The sequence below is a fragment of the Acidianus brierleyi genome, from assembly GCF_003201835.2.
GTDB lineage: Archaea > Thermoproteota > Thermoprotei_A > Sulfolobales > Sulfolobaceae > Aramenus > Aramenus brierleyi.
This window is the reverse complement of the sequence record NZ_CP029289.2, coordinates 2,621,719-2,642,347: the sequence shown is the minus strand read 5'-3', so window position 1 is coordinate 2,642,347 and position 20,629 is coordinate 2,621,719. Positions and strand designations below refer to the sequence as shown.

Annotated in this window: 18 protein-coding genes and 1 pseudogene; 3 read left to right on the top strand and 16 right to left on the bottom strand. The window is 32.5% G+C overall.

Annotated elements, in window-relative coordinates; genetic code table 11:
• Positions 1 to 6: 6 nt before the first annotated feature.
• Both DFR85_RS30145 and DFR85_RS30140 read right to left on the bottom strand, forming a co-directional pair.
• Positions 7 to 441, bottom strand: coding sequence for a MarR family winged helix-turn-helix transcriptional regulator (locus tag DFR85_RS30145; RefSeq protein ID WP_110271467.1), 435 nt, complete (start codon positions 439 to 441; stop codon positions 7 to 9).
• On the bottom strand, positions 428 to 2,110 hold the full coding sequence (locus DFR85_RS30140; protein WP_110271466.1) for an MFS transporter: 1,683 nt from the start codon (positions 2,108 to 2,110) through the stop codon (positions 428 to 430). Before DFR85_RS30140 ends, DFR85_RS30145 begins: the two co-directional genes overlap by 14 nt.
• Before the next feature lie 145 nt (positions 2,111 to 2,255).
• Here DFR85_RS30140 and DFR85_RS30135 point away from each other — a divergent pair, with 145 nt between their 5' ends.
• Entirely contained in the window at positions 2,256 to 2,714 is a 459-nt protein-coding gene (locus DFR85_RS30135) for a peroxiredoxin (RefSeq protein ID WP_110271465.1), read from the top strand.
• A gap of 28 nt (positions 2,715 to 2,742) precedes the next feature.
• On the opposite strand, the gene DFR85_RS30130 is transcribed toward DFR85_RS30135, so the two are convergent.
• The 7 genes and pseudogenes from DFR85_RS30130 to DFR85_RS30105 form a co-directional block, all read right to left on the bottom strand.
• On the bottom strand, positions 2,743 to 6,207 hold the full coding sequence (locus DFR85_RS30130) for a proton-conducting transporter transmembrane domain-containing protein (RefSeq protein WP_110271464.1): 3,465 nt from the start codon (positions 6,205 to 6,207) through the stop codon (positions 2,743 to 2,745).
• A 505-nt stretch (positions 6,208 to 6,712) separates the two neighbouring features.
• Entirely contained in the window at positions 6,713 to 7,246 is a 534-nt protein-coding gene (locus DFR85_RS30125) for a hypothetical protein (protein ID WP_110271463.1), read from the bottom strand.
• Positions 7,215 to 8,591 carry a selenium-binding family protein gene (locus DFR85_RS30120; RefSeq protein ID WP_168367220.1) on the bottom strand — a complete coding sequence of 459 codons (1,377 nt, stop codon included), beginning with the start codon at positions 8,589 to 8,591 and terminating at the stop codon, positions 7,215 to 7,217. The genes DFR85_RS30125 and DFR85_RS30120 overlap by 32 nt, the downstream gene beginning before the upstream one ends.
• Before the next feature lie 375 nt (positions 8,592 to 8,966).
• Positions 8,967 to 9,264, bottom strand: a pseudogene (locus DFR85_RS31710) (RNA-guided endonuclease InsQ/TnpB family protein); the annotation flags it as partial.
• Between the two features lie 125 nt (positions 9,265 to 9,389).
• On the bottom strand, positions 9,390 to 10,157 hold the full coding sequence (locus DFR85_RS30115) for a DUF929 family protein (protein WP_110271462.1): 768 nt from the start codon (positions 10,155 to 10,157) through the stop codon (positions 9,390 to 9,392).
• Positions 10,158 to 10,378: 221 nt separating this feature from the next.
• Positions 10,379 to 10,771 (bottom strand): type II toxin-antitoxin system VapC family toxin, encoded by a 393-nt coding sequence (locus DFR85_RS30110; protein ID WP_110271461.1) that lies wholly within the window; start codon positions 10,769 to 10,771, stop codon positions 10,379 to 10,381.
• Positions 10,761 to 10,985, bottom strand: coding sequence for a type II toxin-antitoxin system CcdA family antitoxin (locus tag DFR85_RS30105; RefSeq protein ID WP_110271933.1), 225 nt, complete (start codon positions 10,983 to 10,985; stop codon positions 10,761 to 10,763). Before DFR85_RS30105 ends, DFR85_RS30110 begins: the two co-directional genes overlap by 11 nt.
• A gap of 411 nt (positions 10,986 to 11,396) precedes the next feature.
• On the opposite strand from DFR85_RS30105, the gene DFR85_RS30100 reads away from it, so the two are divergent.
• On the top strand, positions 11,397 to 12,134 hold the full coding sequence (locus DFR85_RS30100) for a CorA family divalent cation transporter (RefSeq protein ID WP_110271460.1): 738 nt from the start codon (positions 11,397 to 11,399) through the stop codon (positions 12,132 to 12,134).
• Positions 12,135 to 12,151: 17 nt separating this feature from the next.
• Here the strand turns inward: DFR85_RS30100 and DFR85_RS30095 are convergent, their stop codons facing one another.
• Positions 12,152 to 13,063: a fumarylacetoacetate hydrolase family protein gene (locus DFR85_RS30095; protein WP_110271459.1), complete on the bottom strand. Its 912-nt coding sequence runs from the start codon at positions 13,061 to 13,063 to the stop codon at positions 12,152 to 12,154.
• Between the two features lie 93 nt (positions 13,064 to 13,156).
• On the opposite strand from DFR85_RS30095, the gene DFR85_RS30090 reads away from it, so the two are divergent.
• Positions 13,157 to 13,930 carry a DUF929 domain-containing protein gene (locus tag DFR85_RS30090; protein WP_110271458.1) on the top strand — a complete coding sequence of 258 codons (774 nt, stop codon included), beginning with the start codon at positions 13,157 to 13,159 and terminating at the stop codon, positions 13,928 to 13,930.
• Here the strand turns inward: DFR85_RS30090 and pyk are convergent.
• The 6 genes from pyk to DFR85_RS30060 all read right to left on the bottom strand — a co-directional run bounded on the left by pyk (position 13,923) and on the right by DFR85_RS30060 (position 20,627).
• Positions 13,923 to 15,233, bottom strand: coding sequence for a pyruvate kinase (pyk, locus tag DFR85_RS30085; RefSeq protein ID WP_110271457.1), 1,311 nt, complete (start codon positions 15,231 to 15,233; stop codon positions 13,923 to 13,925). The genes DFR85_RS30090 and pyk overlap by 8 nt on opposite strands.
• Before the next feature lie 168 nt (positions 15,234 to 15,401).
• Positions 15,402 to 15,938 carry a hypothetical protein gene (locus tag DFR85_RS30080; protein ID WP_110271456.1) on the bottom strand — a complete coding sequence of 179 codons (537 nt, stop codon included), beginning with the start codon at positions 15,936 to 15,938 and terminating at the stop codon, positions 15,402 to 15,404.
• Entirely contained in the window at positions 15,925 to 16,254 is a 330-nt protein-coding gene (locus DFR85_RS30075; protein ID WP_110271455.1) for a hypothetical protein, read from the bottom strand. Before DFR85_RS30075 ends, DFR85_RS30080 begins: the two co-directional genes overlap by 14 nt.
• The gene (locus DFR85_RS30070) at positions 16,251 to 17,525 is read right to left on the bottom strand and encodes a (Fe-S)-binding protein (protein WP_110271454.1); all 1,275 of its coding nucleotides are present in this window, start codon (positions 17,523 to 17,525) and stop codon (positions 16,251 to 16,253) included. Before DFR85_RS30070 ends, DFR85_RS30075 begins: the two co-directional genes overlap by 4 nt.
• Complete coding sequence (locus DFR85_RS30065; protein WP_110271453.1) at positions 17,506 to 18,384, bottom strand: hypothetical protein; 879 nt, start codon at positions 18,382 to 18,384, stop codon at positions 17,506 to 17,508. The genes DFR85_RS30070 and DFR85_RS30065 overlap by 20 nt, the downstream gene beginning before the upstream one ends.
• Positions 18,385 to 18,389: 5 nt before the next feature.
• On the bottom strand, positions 18,390 to 20,627 hold the full coding sequence (locus DFR85_RS30060; RefSeq protein ID WP_110271932.1) for a Ni Fe-hydrogenase I large subunit: 2,238 nt from the start codon (positions 20,625 to 20,627) through the stop codon (positions 18,390 to 18,392).
• Positions 20,628 to 20,629: the final 2 nt, after the last annotated feature.

The following is a 20,629-nucleotide window of genomic DNA, read 5'->3' as shown; positions in this document are numbered from 1 at the left end:
ATAAAACTATTTTTCTTCAATATTATTCATTTTTTCTAAAATTCTATTTAATTTTATTAATACGTCAGTCATTTCTCCCATATCCTCAAGAATCTCTGATGCGAACGCCTTATATATTTTAACGCCTTCTTCAAAAGTTCTTTTACCTTCAGGAGTTATCGATATAACGATTATTCTTCTGTCCTTAGAATTTCTTTTTCTCTCAACTAAATAATACTTCTCTAATCTATCTACGGCTGAAGTAATTGCTGCTTGAGTTATATAAAATCTTTTAGCTAATCCCACCATCGTAGTAGGTCCTTCGTTTGTAGCCTTCAAAATGAGGAAATCTAAATAGGTAATATTAAGCTTCTGTAAACGTCTATTTAATTCTCTCTGCATGGCCCTATGTATCTTAGCTATAGTACTGAAAATCTGTATATCTTCCTCATTTATCTGCATTTCTACCAACCTTTTCTTCGAGTTCTGCTATTTGAATTCTTCCCCTAAGAGCGGATGTAATTGCTGCAATAAATGACATCCCTGCACCTACGTAAAATGCATCTCTTAAGGAACTCATGAAGGCTGGGGCTATAGCTGTGGGAAACCACGTTCTTTGTTCCATTGTGGAAATAGCAGTTGATGGTATTGTGGACAATATATTTTGGGGTAATGTGGACAATATGGATTTTACTGGATCATAACCTAAGAAAGCCGCAAAAAGTGCTCCAGTAACTGGAACCTTTTGAACTAAAGGAGCTAATTGAGGTGCTCCCGCTTGAGTGACGGATTGAGCTAAGGCATGAGGAAGTGTAGCTGCAAGAGATATTATGACTATGGTAAAAAATAAAGCTATACTAGCAGTTTGTCCACTATTCTGTAAAGTAGCTCTCATTCCTGATGCTACTCCCCTATATTTTGAAGGTACGCTATTCATTATTGATGCAGTATTTGGAGACGCAAACATTCCATTACCTAATCCCATTACAAAAATTATTAACGCAAATTCTGGATAATTGAAGTTATATGGAAGGGTGGTTAATGCTAAAAATCCAATACCTACTATCACCATTCCCAAAGTAGATAATAGTCTTGCTCCATGTTTATCTGATAACCATCCGCTTATGGGTCCCATAGTTACGAATCCTAGCATTAAAGGTATTGTATATATTCCGGCCCAGAACGGTGTCTCAGAATAACTGTATCCATGTAATGGTAACCATATTCCTTGAAGGAAAATTATTATCATTATCATCAATCCCCCATAAGCGAACGATCTTAACATGCTTGCTATATTGCCTGCGGCAAACATTCTTATCTTAAAGAGTTCTAACCTAAACATGGGATATTTAACTTTCTTTTCTACATAAAGGAAAGATACCAAAAGTCCAGTACCGACAACCATGGAAGTTATTACCCAAGGATCTTCCCATCCAGTTTGAGATGTTCCGTAAGGCATTAATCCGTAAGTTACGCCGATTAATATTAATATAAGACCTAAACCGAAAGTTATATTTCCTATAGGATCTAATCCCTCGTTTCTACTGGGCTTACTTAATTCCTTCAATTTAGTATAACTCCATATTGTTCCGAAGATTCCTACAGGGACGCTTACTAAAAATACGTATCTCCAATTTATTACTGAAAGTATTCCTCCCAAAATCAATCCTACAAGAGATCCCGCCAATCCCGCAATTTGGTTTATTCCCAAAGCCTTTCCTCTTTCAGTATAAGGAAAAGCATCAGTTAGGATTGCCGTACTATTTGCCATTAGAAAAGCTCCTCCAACACCTTGTATAATTCTAAAAAATATTAGTTCTAACGCTCCTAGACTTCCAGTGTTTGGAGTTATTGATAAAAGTATTGAACCTATAGTGAATATAAGAAAACCTAAATTGTAAAGTCTAACTCTTCCGTACATATCAGAAAGTCTACCAAAGGATACTAGAAGAGTAGCTGTTACTATATTATATCCCATTAAGATCCACAATAAGTATTGGAACGAAGTAAACGGATTTATGTCTATTCCTCTAAATATTGCAGGGAGAGAAATTATCGTAATGGTACCATTTATTGTCGCCATTAAAATTCCTACAGTAGTATTGCTCAGTGCAACCCACTTATACTCCATAAACTTAAATAGATCCTTAAATATTTAATATTTTATATTCTAACTATTAGACACTAGATTTTTAAGTTATTTCTTTCAATTAGTGATGAAAAATTAGAAAGTATTTATAAAAAGAATTTAAAAAGTCAACCATGGAAGTGAAGATATGAAACTCAAAGTAGGAGATAAAGCTCCAGATTTTGAAGCTGAAGATGATGAAGGTAAAAGAGTTAAATTATCAGATTTTCTAGGAAAGTACGTAGTATTATACTTCTATCCTAAGGATGATACTCCTGGATGCAGAACAGAAGCTCTGAGTTTTAAGGAGAAATGGGACGAATTAACAAAAATGGGAGTTGTAGTATTGGGAGTAAGTGGAGACGACATTAATTCGCATAAGAAATTCAAAGAAAAATACGGTTTACCTTTCAAACTTCTTAGTGATCCAGATAACAAGATAAGGGAATTATACGGTGCTAAGGGTCTCCTCATTCCTCCTAGAATAACATTCGTTATAGATAAAGAAGGAAAAATTACCCATATTTATTCTTCTCAAATGAATGCCTCAAATCACGTTAAGGAAGCTATGAACGCAATTATGAAATTAGAAAGTGTAAAAACTTGATTTTTTTTAATATATTAATTTTAAAAAATTAGATTATAATAAGCAATATTATTAGTACCATTATTAATCCAACTATGTAGAATCCCACATAGTTCCTCAGTATTCCAGTTTGTACTTTTGTTACAGCCCAACCACCAAACTTCCTTACCATTAAAGGTAATTTTACATTTAGTGCAGTATATAAACCGTTATATTCTATGGTTTCGTATGTCTTATTAAAGAATTTCATGGAGTACATTCCTAGCTTATCTAATAATGGATATATGAAGAATCCGGAATATAAGAAGTCCATTACTGGATTCAGTTTCTCTATATGAATATTCCTTGTAAATACTAAATATGCTACTACTATGCCTAATAACGAAATAAGTGCATCCGAGAGACTAAATGATAGGAATCCCTTAATTGCAAACATTTGAGTGGACATGAATCTAGTTATTCCTACTATTAGAGCCCCTGTTATGATAGTTATTGCAACTAATAACCCTGGAGAGATAATCATTAATTTACCTAACCTATTTTCATCTTTTGAATAGTTATGCAAATCGTGATTTGAGTATGAGAACGTAGCATAGCTGTATCTTGGAGGTTTGTAAAGTAGATCAATACCAATCATATTTTCGCCTCTCCATAAGAAAGTTCTTACCAGGTACCTAATAATGTAAATCGCGCTTGCAAATTCTAAAATTAAGTACAAAGTAACCAAGTACGGATTAAAAGACACTAAATATGCAATAAAGGAATGTGCCCAAAAGCCTATTAGTGGTGGAATACTCGCTAAGTTTAGAGAAGCTAATAGTTGAAGCGTAAATACGCTTTTTAATCTCTTATATAGAGAAGGATATTCACCAATGTACCTACTTTCAGTGTAATGAATTACAGAACCCGCATTCATAAATAACGATGCTTTATATAATCCGTGAGCTATCATTTGTAGTATGCCTATAGAAATTCCAGTGTAAAGATAAGCTATAGAATGGAAATATAGAGTTAGTATTCCTCCTATCGAAGATGAAAGTATCATTAATGAAATCTGATCTGCCGTAGAATTGGCTAAAATTACTTTTTGCTCATTAGATACTAATGCATTCAAACTTGTATATATTGCAGTAAAAGCTGATATAGCAATCATAAATTCAAAGAAAGTATATAAATTCAAACTAGAATTACCTACTAAGAAGGGATATGTAAGGAATGTAAAAATCGCCCCTAGATTAACCATTGTAGCAGCATGAATCAATGCACTAACTGGTGTAGGCCCAGTCATGGCTGTTATGAGCCACTGAGTAAATGGGAATTGGGCACTCTTACATAAACCACCTATATATAGTAATATAAGGATGATCATAGAAAATGGAGAAGTAAATGTAGATAATGATCCAAATATCGATGTACCTGGAGGATACAATGCAGATATTCCGGAATACTGAGAAAAAGTAGTTTCAAATAATAAATAACCTAGTCCAGCTATTAATCCAACGTCTGCCATTCTCGTGAATATTAACGCCCTTATACCACTTACGCTGGGTGTAGAAACATTTCTGATACCAAAGAATATTTTTCCAGGATCTCCAACTATATTCTTTTCAGTATCGTCTAAGTAGTAACTTATTAAAGCAAATGAGGCTAATGAAGTACCTTCCCAACCTAAGAGAAATAATATTAAATTATTTGATAGTACGACAGCTAACATGGATGTTATGAAGAATCCAAAGAATCCCCAATATCTTCTCAAAACTTTATCTTCTTTCATATAGTCAATACTATATAATGCAATAAAGAAGGATATTACTAAAACAAATACTGAAATAATAGATTGCATTAGAGAAGAACTAAAGGCAAAATAACTGAAAAGATCGAATGAAAATACGGTTGAAATGAATGTATGAGGGACAGATAATATGTTAATTAAATTATAAATTCCCAAAGCTGAAGCTATTCCTATTGTAGCTAAAGAAATATAGCCTCTTAAATTCTGACTTAAAGAACTCGGAGTAATTAGTGCCAAGAACGAACCTAAAGATGGAAGAAAGACTATTAACGGCAAAATAAAATAATTTCCTGAAGTAAATGTAACGAAATTGTTAAATGAAGACGAAAGTATCTCGGGATCCAGAGATAAAATCACACTAAGGATAGAAAGTATTCCCATGGTTACTGTGTACAGACTTTTATCGAGATTGGCACTTAATTTTTTCCCACCGTATATTTTCTTAAAGAAGAGGGCAGCGTATCCAGAGGATATGGCTATGGAAATTAAGATTCCTATTATGATTGGGATAAACAATATTCCGGCTTTCTGTATTAACTCTGCTGAAGATAAGATTAATAATATTTCTCCTATAAATCCTATCGTAGGAGGTAAGCCTAGTACATTTAATACGCCTATAAAGGAAAATGCAGTATATATTGGAGATGATTTAAATAATCCGTCCTCTTTGTATTCAACTTCTTTTTCTATTCCTCCAACACTCATAAATAATATTCCTTTTCCAAAAGCTATAGAAATATAGATAAATATTGAGGCTAAAATACCTAATGGTATAATTGTAACACTGGAGTTTAAACCGATAAAGAAGGATATTGATGCTCCCAATAACATGTAGCCTAATTGTGATATGCTTGAATACCCCAGGAATTTATTCATATTATTTTGAGAAAATGTATTAATTCCACCGTAAATCATTGATAATATTGCCCATCCTATAAAGATAGGTGCTAAGTAAGATAATGAGTTAAAAAGATAAAAATAAAGAATAACTATATACAAGCTTATACCAGTTACTAGACTATTTAGAATTATTACTGAACTAGGGGATTCCTTATATGTTTTAGGTAACCACGTATTGGCTCCTACTTGAGCACTTTTAATCATCATCCCTATAGTAGCTAACATAAAAACTAGAACGGCATAACCAAAAGACGAGAAGTTATTAAAAATTCCGTATGTTTTATATATATCCATTGTGTTTAATCCTATGCCTATGAGTATTATTGAGGCTAATAAAAGGCTCATTCCTATCTGTGACCATAATATAAACATGCTGGAAGCTCTCTCTTTGTCCTCTTTTCCATAAAGAAGAATTAGGAAGAATACTGAAATAATCGAAACTTCTAAAAATATTAATAATTCTAAGAGATTTGTAGATAATACTGTATAGATTAATGTAACAGACGAAAGAGAAAAGAATCCAGAGAACAATCCCCAATTGATTTTTCTGCCTTCAAAATATTTAGAAGAAAAAATTAGAGTGAGTATTGAGACAATAAGTATTGTAATCAAGAATGGATAATTTAGACTGTTTACGGTAAATCCAAAAGATCCTATTCTTGTTCCAACAAAGAAGTTAGTAAATAATCCTGATTTTAAAAGAAAATAAGAATTAATAGTTATCGCAATTATTGATAACGATATTGCGTATAATTTTTTCTTCATTAAAAATGTTATTAATACTAAAATTAATGATAATATAAATATAATATACGGGATCATTTTTCTCACCTTTTGATATTACAGTATGAAAATATGATACAGGTATAATAAAATATGTATTAGAACATGACTTATTTTATTTAAATATTTGTATTAGATAAGTTATGATATAAATTAAAATGATTAATGAAATGTATCATTAAAAAATGTAATTATATATCAAGTAAGAAGTTACAAAGCATATTTAAGTAAAATCAGTAAAGATTTTATGTAGAATGAAAAGTATATTCTTTACAATCATAATCATGGTAAATACCTTCTAAAAAATCAGTCTTTTTTTATTAAATCTAATATATTATGAATAAATTAAACATAAAAAAGTTTGTATTGTTAAAATGTATCTATTGAGAGAAAATTCTCTAACTAAACAAATATATATGAATGCTAAACATATAAAATTTTTCATCAGTTTTAAAATATACATTATTAAGTAGTTAAAATATAAGTCCAATTAACAGAGTATTCTATGGAATTAACTTTTAACACATAGAATAGTCACTAGTTACTACTTCATTAAAATTAGAATTAGCCCTAATACTATCCCAAGTATTATATTAATTATTTCCATGTTCAACATGGCAAATCCTCTTAAAACATCTTCGTTAGAGATCGATAAGACAATTTTAGGTGAAAAATTTGCTATAATATAAATAAAATAATATAAAACGTTCATTAATACCAGAAATAAAGGAAGAATAAATTCCATGTTTATTAAAGAGTTTATTAATACCCATTTTATTGCAGTCATAAGACTAGGACTAAAACTTCCAGTGTAATGATGATACTTCCAGATAAGAAGTTTCATTAAATATGTTAATACAATAAAAATACCTACCATGAGAACAGATGTTATGCTGAATTTAGCGAAAATAATTGTCCACAAAATAAAAATTATCATAAAAAACGGTAATGTGTAACTTTCAATTTTTCTATTAAATTTTCTCAAATATAAAGAAAAAAGAGGCCCTTTATAGACATTAAGACCTTCTGTAATTCCTAAAAGAAAACTAAGGATAGCAATAAGAATCTGAACTTGCATCTCCTCCACTCAATCTAGTTTGATGAGCTCTAGCTTCTCCAAAATCAACTAAGAACTCTTTATCCAATCTCAAACCATCTTCCGAATTTAACTTAACCATCCATCCTCTTATCCCGCCAGGATAAAACTGATTATCCCAAGTGCTATATAATGAATTCGTTACGTAAATTCTCTTTCCATCTCTACTTACCTCTAACATCTGAGGACCTCCACTCAGTTCTACTCCTGAAGGATGATATTCTTTTGAACCAATCCCCCCAAGTTTTACCTTTCCTACTAATGATGGTTTAAATGGATTACTTACATCATATTTTCTAACTTCTCCAGTTCCCCAACAGCTTACATATAGATACTTATCATCTAATGATAGATCTATGTCAGTAACTAATGGTGGAACTGCATTAAAAGGCTTCAATATCTCAGGGAGTTGAGTATCGCTTTTTTCTGCTTCAATTTCTATAACTTTTTCAGCATTCCATTTTCCTCCCTCATAATACCATAGCCATATAGAACTACTCAAATCCTTTAGACTTACTACCATATTTATGAATCCCATAAGCTTTGTAGGGTCATGGAAAGGTCTTAATTCTAATGCCATTCTATTTTCGTCACCTAAGGTAATAGATTGTATTTTTCTCCTTTTTTCAAGATCCCAGAAATGTATTCTATTTCCATATCTATCTTTTAAATGTTCTATTTTTAAACCGTCTTCTATAGTATTTGGAACTCCCCATTCACTTGTAACCATTACTTCATTTGGTAAATTCCACCAGAAATCGTATGCTAGATACTGGTCTCCCCTATCTATCTCCCATCTTCCTAAGACATTAAAACTAAAATGATCTAAAACCAATATTCCTCCGGGGCCTTCACCAGCAGTGTTACCAAAAGCACTGATATATATTCCATTAGGACCGCAATGAACAGTATGAAGTCTACTATATCCTGATTTTTCCTTAACTTCTTCTGGCTCAATTATTTTAGTTATCTTTGGATTTCTAGGATTTTCTTTAGTATCTATTACATAAATCCTAGATGATCTTAAACCGGGAACTATTAAATATCTCCTCTCAATTCCAGGAATTCCATTAGGGCATAATGCAGAACTACAAGCATTCCAACCAAAATGGTGCAATTCATCTCCTTTATAAGGAAGTTCTACTTTTCCTACAACTTTTGAATACGTCTGAGAGTGCGGATTTACGTCAACTACAGCTATAAAGTCTGGTCTATCTAATTTGGTTCCCTCATATAGACACGCTACATAAGCTAGATCTTCTGGTTTCGATTTCATAGCTGACTTAGGAGATGGATAAAAAGTAGGGTCTGTTTTAAATGGGATCATATATCATCTATTCATAATATAGTTGACATAGGCTATATTCTTAGTTTATATGTGCAATTTTTGCACATAAAAATAAGTAGCTATCTAATACATATTTTATTATGAATATATCATTTTTCCTTTGTTGTACGCTTAATCGCTCATATAAAACATATTAGTCACATCTCTATAATGCACTATCAAGTGTAGCTTTTGTCACTAATTGACTTAAGTGTAAAGTATAGCACTGGACGTCCCAAAATTATTCGTTTTTTATATTATTTAAGATAAAATACATTGATGAAGAATTTGAAAAACGAAAATATTAGATAGAATACATCTTTAACTAATCTTTATATTTAAGCTAAAGTCAACTACCAATACCATTTGTGTGATTTCTTTTGGGTAACGTGCTATCCCTTCGAAGAACCTCTGTCTTGCATCGTAGAACCTGTCTGCGATCTGTTGCAGTGTTTGGGAATATATTTGTTGATACTGTTCATCCTGTTTTCTCAAGTCGAGGGCTAGTTGCCTCAACTCCGTCTTAGTGAGTCCTTTTCCATCTCTTTCATGAAAATACGCATCTGCTCAGCGTAGGATGTCGTACACTTCACATGATAACCTCAACTGGGCTTTTAACGCCCTCAACGTTTCTTCGTCAGTACGCTCTAAAGCGTAACCCTACGTCAGACATTAATAGGGTATTTGAAAAAGACGTATATAAGCCTTACAAGGGGAGCTATCTATCTCCACGGATGGAGTCTTCCGCCCCCTTTGAACCCGTTGTTAAGATAAAAAATAAGGGTACATAATAAAATGCTATTCTTGAGCTTTATTTACGGTTTCTGAAAATTCTTGATACGAAGTTCTATACCACGAAAAATTATACAAATTATGCATTACATATTCATATGTTAATCCCTTTAGAACTGTTAGATTGTACATTGGTCCTACCATAATCCACGTTCCTCCTTTACCTGAAATAACTATTGTGGAAATTATGTGGTGAGGGTTAACATAGTATGATGGAGAAATTGTCTTTCCGTTAATATTATATGTTGCCTTAACATTATAATAATATACTAAAGAATAGACCCATTGAGGAAGTACGTCTTTAATTTCTTTGATTTCAGTATTTAGGATATTATTTGGTAATACTGGAATTCCATTTGGTGTTTCGTTAAAATATTCGTTCATCATATAGCATACACTAAAAATAATGTTTCCAGAGGAGTAATTATATGGAACGCAAGTGTTAGGAATTCCGTTACTGAAAACTATCCCAGGTAAAGGACCTATTTTATCGTTAGGGTCGGAATAGTGTAGTGTAATGTTAACGTTAACGTTATTTTTGTGAAGAAAACTATAAAGTATCCAACTATCCGATGCGCCTACCGGACATCCTACCCACGTGACGAACCATATTACTATTTTACCTTTTGGAGCATAGTCTTTATTACTTATTTTAAAAAATTTTCCTAGGACAAGATTTTGATGGAAAGAAATGGAAGGATATACGAGAAGAATAACAATAGTAATTAATATAATTCCTACTATCCCTATCCAAACTTTCCTCATTTTTATCATGTTTTTTATCTCATTCTAATTTATATATTTTATCGTATGTTACAAAATATTCACAATCTATGTATCATTCCTTACTTCTATCTTGAAAATCTCACTGTATTTTTACTTCATTTAATCCTTTGAATATTAGTTGTGAAAAATTACATAAAGGATCGCATTTAATTTTTTTATATAAGAATGAAAAATTATTAACTAATGTATGTACGTTCATTATATAATTATTATATAAGTTTAATGAAATCTTTTAAAGAAATAGCATTTGCTTTTCTAATCAGATCTTTGTCATTGGATACTAAGACAAGTCCTAAAGATTTAGCGGCGTATACATAAGACGCGTCATAATAACTTAAACCTTCTTCTACGGCAATTTTCATCACTCCTTCAAATAAGAGGTTACCTATTACGTTAAATTTTGTCATAAACTTATAAAAAAGCGTCGAAAGAGTTATAGGGTCCTTAACCTTTTTATGTAAATAATACTCCTTCCATATAGCATTTCCTACCTCATAAAGGGTTAATGTAAGTATGTGACTTCTCTTAAAGTCTAATTTATCTGAATAATCTAGGAGCGAATATAAAGCCGAAGCGTCGAAAAGAAACTCATTATCTTTCATTTCTGCTCTCCTTAATATCTCTTATCCAGTCATCTTCGCTTACATCTCTCATTAATTCTTTAATTTTCATTGTAGTTTCCTTAATTTCTTCCTTCTCTTTTTCCCTTATTGCGTTATCTAAGGCTTTTTCCACCACTTCTCTAATATTAATTCCCAGTTCCTGTGCTCTCTTCTTTAGCTCTTTCGATACTCTTACACTAATTACGTCTGACATAATTATTATATACGGAAGCTCCGTATATAAAGATTCCGTATACATAAAACATCATATTCAATAGCCAAGTTTTCTTATGCAATACTATTATTCTAGAGTTCCTAGAATCAGAATTAACTATAAGTGTTGTGAGATTTATTTAGATTCACAAAAACGTTTTGTATGATTTCACATGAAGATTTACTTAGAAATAATTTCGTACTTCTCCAAAAAATTGTATCCTTAGTCTTGGGATAATATTCTAGATTAGGATAATATTCTAGATAAAGTACATAAAATTAGTTGGGAAAAACTACATTAATTATTCCATAAAATTCCATTTATTAATGATAGAAAAAATATAAGATAAGCAATTACTGATAATACTAACGAAGAATCAACGTTTAATATTTTTTATATGCATTAAATTCTATGAAATGCGAAGTAAAGTTCCAAGAACTACCTCCTACAATTTCAGTAGATGACCTAAACATATATAGAGTAATATTTTTAGATAATGGGTTTTACGCTAGGATCGATATAAATGGTGTTCCGCAATATTTATCCTTGTTAAATGGAAATTTAACAGTATACTCAAAACAGATTTATGAAATGATAAAGGAAATTGATTTCGATAATTGTGAATCTAACAAGTTAGTAGAGTGCATATTAGATGAGGTAGTCTATTCTTTAGGAATTACAAGAACAAAGCTTTTTGAGAAATTTGACGCACTTTTCGACAGTATAACTGAAGGTAAACTCAAGGATTTGACGTCAATAAAAAACTTAAGAAAAGAGATTCAGACATTATATTCAGATTCTTCATCGCTTTATTACGTATCTAAGAAATTATCTAAATATATAAGCAAAGATATTCAAGACGAAATTGCGTTTGCGTATGAAAGAACTGAAATATTAATTACAAGATCATCGGATTTGTATAATATTTATTTAACTGAGGTTCAAAACGAACTAAATATAATTATAAAGAAACTAACTTCCATATCTTTCATATTTTTGCCAGTAACTGCTATTGCAAGTATTTATGCTGTTTCTTACTCGTCTTTACCCTCTAACTTTTCTACAGTAGATACGCTGTACTTCCTAACCCCATTAGTATTCTTGGCAATTATGCTAACTGCATACTTGCATAAAATAGGATGGTTATAGCTAAAAGATTCGTGAATTTATTTCTCTTCTGCTACATAATTCCTAAGTACGCCTATGTTAGATATTTCAGCTTCCATTACATCCCCTGGCCTAAGATATTTCCCAGAAGCTAATCCTACTCCTGGAGGCGTTCCTGTAGATATTATATCCCCAGGCTTAAGTGTTATCCCGTCAGTTACATACTCTATAATTTTATCAATTCTGAAAATCATATCTTCAGTATAACCTTCCTGTCTAATTTCACCATTTACTTTTAACGTTAATTTTAGGTTATGCGGATTTACTATTTCATCCTTAGTAACTATCCACGGACCCAATGGAGCTGCAGTATCCATACCTTTTCCATGTACCCATCTCATTCCATATGGCCCTTCTGATGGAAATTGCTTATCCCTAAAGCTGATATCATTTAAAATAGTATATCCGAAAATATATTTTTCAGCATCGGAAGAATTTACATACTTCCCTTTTTTACCAATTATTACTGCTAACTCTATTTCGTGATCTACCTTATGTGATGACTTAGGAATTATTACGGACTGATTATGACCTATTAACGTGTTATTGAATTTTGTAAATAAATATGGTTCTTTTGGTGGAGAAGTACTAGTTTCTTGACCGTGCGCCTTATAATTTACTGCCATAAGAAATATTTTTTCTGGATTATCTATGGGAGGATAATATATTATTTTATCCGCATCCAAGGTAGCCAATGATAACTTTTCTTCATTCTCCTCCATGAGTTTATTTATTAAGTATAGAGGTCCATTTCCACCTTCAATTAATTTCTTCATATCGTAAAACCAGTTTGGAGGCTCAGCGTCGTATATTATTTGGTAGGCCTTAACTAGATCTATAACTTTACCGTTCTTATATATTCCGACTCTTTTTTCTTCAATGGGTGTGGGTGAGAACGAAAGTAATTTCATGCTTAAGCATATCTTATGACTTTTATATAAATCTAAATCTTTTTTCAACTCTCTATATATAAAGGTTTTTAAATTCTCTCTTATACTCTGTTAATGATGAAGAAAACTATAATTGCAATAATTGCTTTAATTGTGATTATAGCTGGAATTAGTTATTATGAGCTAGTTCCTAAAACGAGTAGTCAATCTGTCTCTGAAACAGTACCTTTTGGTAAATTTATCAAAGTAAGTAATGTAGATTATGCTCCACCAGGGAAAGTTGAAATATTTGAACAGTCTTGGATAGGATGTCCAGTAGGTGCTACAGCATCGTGGGTTATTTACATGATAATTTCTCACTATGGGAAAGTAAGTTATTATACTCACTATTCTGATCCTTATGATAAAGTGGCTGCAAACATACCAGGAATAATATTTACAGGATTTACACCGAATTCAAGTTTAGAATTTAACGTAGTCTATACTTATAACGAATATCTTAATGCTACACCGACTGGAACTCCAGTTTCAGTACAAAATCTTATAAGCGTAGGAAAGAAAGAACTTGAAGAGAGTCTTCCTCAAAATATTTCTAAGCTATTTATAGAATATGAAACTCAAGTTCCAGTTGAAGGCTATCATAACGCCTCTGCATACATAGTTAGTCCACCTCATCTCAATTTTGGTCTAATAATAACAGGTCCTAATGGTACATACGTTCTAACTACTCCTCTTGTAAATCCAAATGTTCTTAAAGGAGACAGTATAACTTACGTTATGCAAAACATGTATAATATAACTACTCTAGTAAACGCTGCAAGCTACTTACAGGAGATTATCAATGAAGCTTACGGTAGTAGTGCGCCAATAGTTAATTGTATTACCTAATATCTTCTATCTTTATAAATTTACCAATTTTTGTTGAATTTTCTGCAGTTATAACTAACGAATCTCCTTTTTTAGCTAAACCAGAATCTATAGAAATTATTCTGCTTATTTTTATAAGTTCGTCTACACTGTTGATAGGATCAATTTTAACGGTGTATATTCCAAAAGCTATGGATAATTTTCTTTCAATGTTCTTGTTTACTAATGCTATAATTGGTACATTAGGTCTCAACTTAGAAATTCTAATGGCTCCGTTACCTGAAGGAGAATAAATTACTAGTGCTTTAGCCTTACTAAGCTTTAGGCTCATAATTGCTGAAAAATAAATTGAATCCTCCAAGCTTCCTATTTTTACAGGAACTTTAATTTTAATATTTCCTTCAATACCTAAAATTAGTTTATTAAGTACTTGAGTAGCTTCTAATGGATGTTTTCCTATAGCAGTTTCGTCACTGAGCATTATTGCGTCAACTCCTTGAGAAATCGAGTTCGCTATGTCTATAACTTCTGCTCTTACTGGAGTTGGAGAATTAACCATAGATTCAAGTACTTGTGTAGCTAAAATAACTGGTTTCTTCGTCTTTTTCCCTAATTTTATAATATATTTTTGTATAAATGGAATATTTTCTAGGCCTACTTCTAGTCCCAAATCTCCTCTAGCTATCATTAGAACGTCCGAGAGCTTAGCTATATTAACTAAATTATTTAGAGACTCTTTTCTTTCTATCTTCGAAACTATCCAACTTTTTTCATTGGTAACATTTTTAACTTTCTTAATATCCAATTCAGAAGTTACAAATGAAATTCCTATAAAATCTGGATCGAATCTCATAATACTATCTAGCAACCTTAAGTCATTATCAGTAACTCCATATGGCATCTCTTTAGGTAAAGATATGCCTCGATGTGGATATATGATTCCATTTTCTAGAGCTGTTCCAATTATTTTGTCCTCAACTTTATTTACCATTATTTTTAAGTCTCCATCTCCAATAGTCAATAAGTCTCCATCATTAACTAGTGAATAAAAACTATCATCTACTTTTATTTCATTACCGAAAGTAAGCCTCTGTCCTTTTTTTACACTTATTATATTATCATTTAATATTCTAAATTTAGATCCAGGAAGATCTAAGAGAATAGGAACTCTTCCTTCTATCATATTAACGTATTTCTCTATAGAAGATGTATGAGCTAGATTTATCCTAATTATGTCAACGTTTCTAAGTAATTCGTCTATAAAATTCTCAGAAGACGGGCCTAAAGTTGCTATTATCTTAGTTTTCCTCTTTCTTACTTCCATATGTAAAGTTTATACACTAAAGATATAAAACTAAACTCAACTATTGTCTGTTTTTACAAAATACTAAAAGTAATGATGTATTTCTGCGTTAGGATATTTACTTTATGGTTAAAATATTGTATCACTTATTTTAATTAGCATTCATAAATCGTATTATTAATGAGAATATTAAGAACTTTTATATCCTAAATTAGAAGTATTAATTACGTAAAGTAATTTCTTCAGTTCGTCCTTTACTTGTGATATACTTATATATTTCTCATCACGTTTCACTATTTTTATATCATTATCTATTTGTATGATAGTAAATTTTCTTTGGTTCATATCTAAGTTTTTTACGTTAGCTAAAATCAAACCTGTTAACATAACGTTACCTACCATTGGTAAGACTGAAGGAAAATTGAATTTTAAATTTACTTTTTCCTTAATTATACAATTTATTTGATATGCCCAGACAAACTCATTAACTCTAGTTCTTAGTGATAACCACCTTAGGAACATATCAAAGATTTCCTGAGATTTTTCTCCTTCTGAAGAAAACAATATCGATTTTGTATAATCCTCACTTTTCTCTTCTTTTTCTATTAATACTTCAACGTTTCCAGCAGTAAAGTAATCGCTATCATTTTTAAAATACTCTCTAATGAATTGAAAAGGAAAAGGTTTAGAAAAAATGATTGAATTTGAGTTCTTAAGAATTTCCAAATTTAGTCCCTTTAAAATGTTCTCCAATTTTCCATAAAACTTCAATAGGATTCTCTATATCTAGTGGAGTTACATTAGCAGATATAGCCGTTGATCTCCTTATTGGATCTATTGTATTCTTTGAATCTCTTATTTCTATGTCCAAACCAAGATTCTTTATTAATTTCATTAATTCTTCTTTGGAATTAGAAGGAGGAGACGGTCTAATTATTATCAAATCTAAGAAATCCTTATCGGAAGTAATCTCTTCCATTGCTTCCTTTATTGTATCTTCTATTCCACTCTGTTTAAATAAATATCTAATAAGAAAGCTCAACTCTTAATCGCCTTCGATAATATATTTGTATAATAATAGGATTTTTCTACGCCTTGTGAATCTCTTATTGCATTATCTATTGATAATTTGCAATTAGGATCAAACGTTACTACTGACTTAGCCCAATTACCTAACTGTGACGCTGCATAAGCTCTCATTTTCTTTACTATATCCTGTTTATCTCTTATAAGTTCTAAATGATGGCCGCAAGTGAATAAGTTATAAGATGATGGAGAAGGTTTAGGTTCTTTAAATTTAGGTAAGGATAACTTAAGTAATTCTCTAGGTGGTTTTTCTAGACCTCCTAACCTACTCATGAATTCAGAATCATGAACAGTAATTTCGTCATTAAAATCTGCTTTATCTATTTTTATCTTACTTTCCTTATAGGCGTTATAAACTGTTTCTGTTAGATGCTCCACTTGTAAATCTAGTTTATAACCAAGACTCTTAGGAGCTTGCCATCTAAGGAAAAAGTAACCTGCTCCATCAGAAGTTACAATCTTTTTGACTCCCAGTCTCTTAGCTTCTTCATATATTTTACTAAATTGACCCCTTGCAGTTTCGAAATCTCCTGCAAAATATGCATAATATCCTATATCACTTAATTTACTACTAACTGTCCATTTTCCTTTCATACTCATCATGATAGTTCCTACTTCGTTAATGTAACCTTGTACTATTTCTAACGCACTTGGAACATACAAGACTTCAGAATCTTTAGAATCCGTTGGAAGACCGTAATTATTAGCCATCTCTACCCATTTTTCATTCTCCAAACCAAACGCGTTTCCGAATTTCTTAGTGTTCTCTGCCCATGTCTCTACTTCAGGAAGATTAAACCCAGTGAAATGCAGAACCCTTCTTAATAATAACGCAGTATACCAGTTTGGTATTTCTAGTGGAGAAGTTTCAGTACACCCTCCACAAGCAGTACAATTATACGCCGAATCGACCCAACTCTTAAACTCTTTAGAGCTTATTCTCCTAAGTCTTAAATATCTTGCAACTGTTCCATAACCCGTATAAAACATTGAAAACATCTTATTTATTTCATAAGTTCTCCATGCGGGCACATCAGTACCCTTCTTTGTTACTAGCCAGAACGGACATGTAAATCTGCATACTCCACATCTCATACATTCCTGTATTCCCCAAACATCGTAATGAGACATTTCATCGAAAATTCTTGAAACTAACGGTCTTTGAATTTTAACCTTTCCTTTTTCCACCTTAAATCCCCCACATACTTTATTCTCTTTTTCTCCCATAGGTATAGCCTCTGAATCCCTTGCCTATATAATAACCGAACATATGCCAGCCCTTGCTAAATGGAATATATGCTATGAAAGCCCCGACTAGCGCTATATGAAGACCGTACCAGTTAGCTTGATTTGGAATTCCTAAGTATGGTATAGAGAAATCATACATAGCGCCTATTCCACTAATTATTATCAATAATAATAATATTAAGAATGTATAATCTCCTACGGAGCTTAACCTCTTATCTCCCTTTATATCCTCAACTATTCTAGTAGTTAAATATCCTACTAAGCCCGCTAAAGCTATTAGCGCCATCATAGTACCATTAACCAGAACAGATAGAAATCCCCACGGATCAAAAGTTGAAGTAGCTACTTCTGCAGAATTCCACGCACCTAATGGATTAAGTATTCCTCCATGAGAATATGCATTACTCCCTAAAATACCCATTTGATATGCCGAAGTAAATTGTTCTGGTGTTGATATTTTAAATAAGAACCAGAGTGGATTAGAGACTCCGAAAATAGCTCCGAAGATATAATTCCATGCTATAATATGAATACCAACAATTATTATTACTCCAAGAACGAAGATATGCCAAAATATAGTTTCTATTATAAGGAATGGATCTTTTTTACCTGCAGCAGCAAAAGGAGTTGGGATTCCCTTAACTGCTTCCTTAACTTCTGAACCGAATCCTGCAGACGCATAAGTTATAGTCCTTCTTCCTATAAAATACCTTGATATTCTATAAATTACGCCGAAGACAAAAATAAGCAAACTTACAGGGAAAATAACGTTTAATGCCCACCAATAAAGAGCGTCTGAACCGTAAGATGCCCCTATAGCATATACTATTGGTAGCATTGTCTTCACCTTAATTGTGCTGCATATCTGTAGAAGACTTTTAATACGTTACTTAGATCTACTGGAGCTCCTAATGTTTGGAATCTTACTCTACCATTTGGTAAAACCATGTGAACACCGCATACGAAGCAAGGATCAAAAGATCTAAGTGTCTGAGCAAATTCGAATCCGTCCCATTGATCAGTAGGAATTATTGTAAGTCTTGGAGTTCCTAGAATATTATAATCTGGATTTCCCATTATTGTTTCTTCAAAAGTTCCAGCACCATGAGTAGGAGAAGCTGGCTTTATAGTTTGTATACCGTCATCATATGTTAATTTAACTCTGGGACCAGCATTTACAGTAGTAGGCTGCATCTGTTGAGGATTAATTGTTGGCACAGTAACTCCTTTACCTGTAGCAAAAACTTCTGAATGATATTGTGCTCCTCTTGGAGCTTCTTTCATACCTACACCTATAGCCACGTCTTGATTAGTGTTCTTTACGTACGTCCAGCTTGATGGAGGCATACTACTAACTTGCGTTTTACCTTCCCTTAACCATTTCATTGCAGTAAACCAGGCTATCCACATTCCCATTCCGTCTAATCCTGCCTCAAACGCTCTTGCTCTCATTCTCTCTATAGCATTTGTTACTATTTTTCCTCCAGAAAGTTTATATGGAGCTACGTATTTGAACTCTATTTCCTTTCCTTGTTGAAACTCTGGAGGTAACTTAACAGTTTCAGTATTTACTGTAGGCAAATAGAATTTAACGCTCATTTCATTACTATTGTATTCTGCACCTAAGCCAGCTACCGAATAATATGATGAATATATAGGTGTTGGAGCTTGAGGTTGAAGAACTTGAGCATACATTACAGCTTGAGGATCTGCTTCTACATTATAGTACAAGTTAGATATAGGCTTATATCCTTGATAAGGTACAAATCTAGGTGATACTGCCCATGAATAAGGAGTAGGATATGCCATGGGTATTGGTCTAGGCTGAGGACTTGGCATTGTCCATTTTCTCCATGGATGATAATAGCTTACCTTATTCCCTATAGGATCTTCTTCTATACCTGCTACTTCAGAGGGAACTTCTGAAGCAAAACTTCCATCCTTATACCAAGGATTATACCAAGAAGATTCTACAAACTCTCTTATTCCTAGGTTAATGTCTATAAGATCATTAGTTACTAACGTTGGAGGAGATGAAGCAGATTGTTGAATAACTAGTCCAGGCTTTACTACTCTTGCTCTCCCCCATGCTCCCATATTTGCGTACGTAGCATCATAAGGAGCTACTTTAGTAGTTGAAGGTGTAACTGAAGGAGTCTCAGAAACATCGCTTTGTCCATATGATACGAAGTTCCCTGGTCTATTTCCCTCTTCTGCAAAACCTAAAGTTCCATTTAGCTTATCATATAGAGCTTGAATTCCAAATACGTTATTATAATCTGCCAAGAACAAATCTAAATATTCGTATGCAGCCATTTGTTTCATTAACCATGCTGTTCCATTGATCATTCTCTGTAGGTATCTCTGCAAGTTTTCTACCGTTGGTGGAACTCCTATGCCTCCAGGAACCATAGTTATGGGATGCGGAATTCTTAGGTAATATAGAAGTTCAGCTTCATGGAGTATTCTCCATGAATATGCACCTTCCAAGAAATATGCTCCAATTATAGGAACTAAAGCATCCATTATATCGGATACAGTCTTTATCTTAACTCCAGCCATCTCTAGTTCTGTTGGTGCTCCCATAGGAAATGCTTCAGAATATTGTGCAACCTTACTTAATGGTGTCTGTTGGGCTATTTCGTATATCTCTTTTGGAAAGTATCCTGCTATCTTGAAGAATAATGAACTCCAGTCTGGTCCTCCTAATGCAGTTAAGTGTGCAGTAGCATCGTAGGTCATTGCAGCATCTATTCCTAAAACTATTCCCTCCAATCCTAAAGGCGGAGGTGCATTTCCTGCTTGAGCCATTTCCTGAGCTATTCTCTCTATATATTGATGATGTTCGCCACATATTCCACATTCCCTACTTGATAACATGATAACGTCAGGTCCAGGTTTGTTCCTCATGAAGATTTCAAATCCTCTAAACATTCCTGCTGCAGCGTAAGCGTCGTTTGCTCTATTTGTAGAAAAATCATAAGTAACTTGAATTCCTAATTCTGGTTTTATTCTAACTATTGGTTCTATTAATACTGGCTTTGTCCAATCAAACGTGAAATAATAGGGAGTTGTTGCCATTT

Coding starts and splice junctions, on each gene's coding strand:
- DFR85_RS30145 (WP_110271467.1), bottom strand. CDS start 441: ATGCAGATAAATGAGGAAGATATACAGATTTTCAGTACTATAGCTAAG.
- DFR85_RS30140 (WP_110271466.1), bottom strand. CDS start 2,110: ATGGAGTATAAGTGGGTTGCACTGAGCAATACTACTGTAGGAATTTTA.
- DFR85_RS30135 (WP_110271465.1), top strand. CDS start 2,256: ATGAAACTCAAAGTAGGAGATAAAGCTCCAGATTTTGAAGCTGAAGAT.
- DFR85_RS30130 (WP_110271464.1), bottom strand. CDS start 6,207: ATGATCCCGTATATTATATTTATATTATCATTAATTTTAGTATTAATA.
- DFR85_RS30125 (WP_110271463.1), bottom strand. CDS start 7,246: ATGCAAGTTCAGATTCTTATTGCTATCCTTAGTTTTCTTTTAGGAATT.
- DFR85_RS30120 (WP_168367220.1), bottom strand. CDS start 8,591: ATGATCCCATTTAAAACAGACCCTACTTTTTATCCATCTCCTAAGTCA.
- DFR85_RS30115 (WP_110271462.1), bottom strand. CDS start 10,157: ATGATAAAAATGAGGAAAGTTTGGATAGGGATAGTAGGAATTATATTA.
- DFR85_RS30110 (WP_110271461.1), bottom strand. CDS start 10,771: ATGAAAGATAATGAGTTTCTTTTCGACGCTTCGGCTTTATATTCGCTC.
- DFR85_RS30105 (WP_110271933.1), bottom strand. CDS start 10,985: ATGTCAGACGTAATTAGTGTAAGAGTATCGAAAGAGCTAAAGAAGAGA.
- DFR85_RS30100 (WP_110271460.1), top strand. CDS start 11,397: ATGAAATGCGAAGTAAAGTTCCAAGAACTACCTCCTACAATTTCAGTA.
- DFR85_RS30095 (WP_110271459.1), bottom strand. CDS start 13,063: ATGAAATTACTTTCGTTCTCACCCACACCCATTGAAGAAAAAAGAGTC.
- DFR85_RS30090 (WP_110271458.1), top strand. CDS start 13,157: ATGATGAAGAAAACTATAATTGCAATAATTGCTTTAATTGTGATTATA.
- pyk (WP_110271457.1), bottom strand. CDS start 15,233: ATGGAAGTAAGAAAGAGGAAAACTAAGATAATAGCAACTTTAGGCCCG.
- DFR85_RS30070 (WP_110271454.1), bottom strand. CDS start 17,525: ATGGGAGAAAAAGAGAATAAAGTATGTGGGGGATTTAAGGTGGAAAAA.
- DFR85_RS30065 (WP_110271453.1), bottom strand. CDS start 18,384: ATGCTACCAATAGTATATGCTATAGGGGCATCTTACGGTTCAGACGCT.
- DFR85_RS30060 (WP_110271932.1), bottom strand. CDS start 20,627: ATGGCAACAACTCCCTATTATTTCACGTTTGATTGGACAAAGCCAGTA.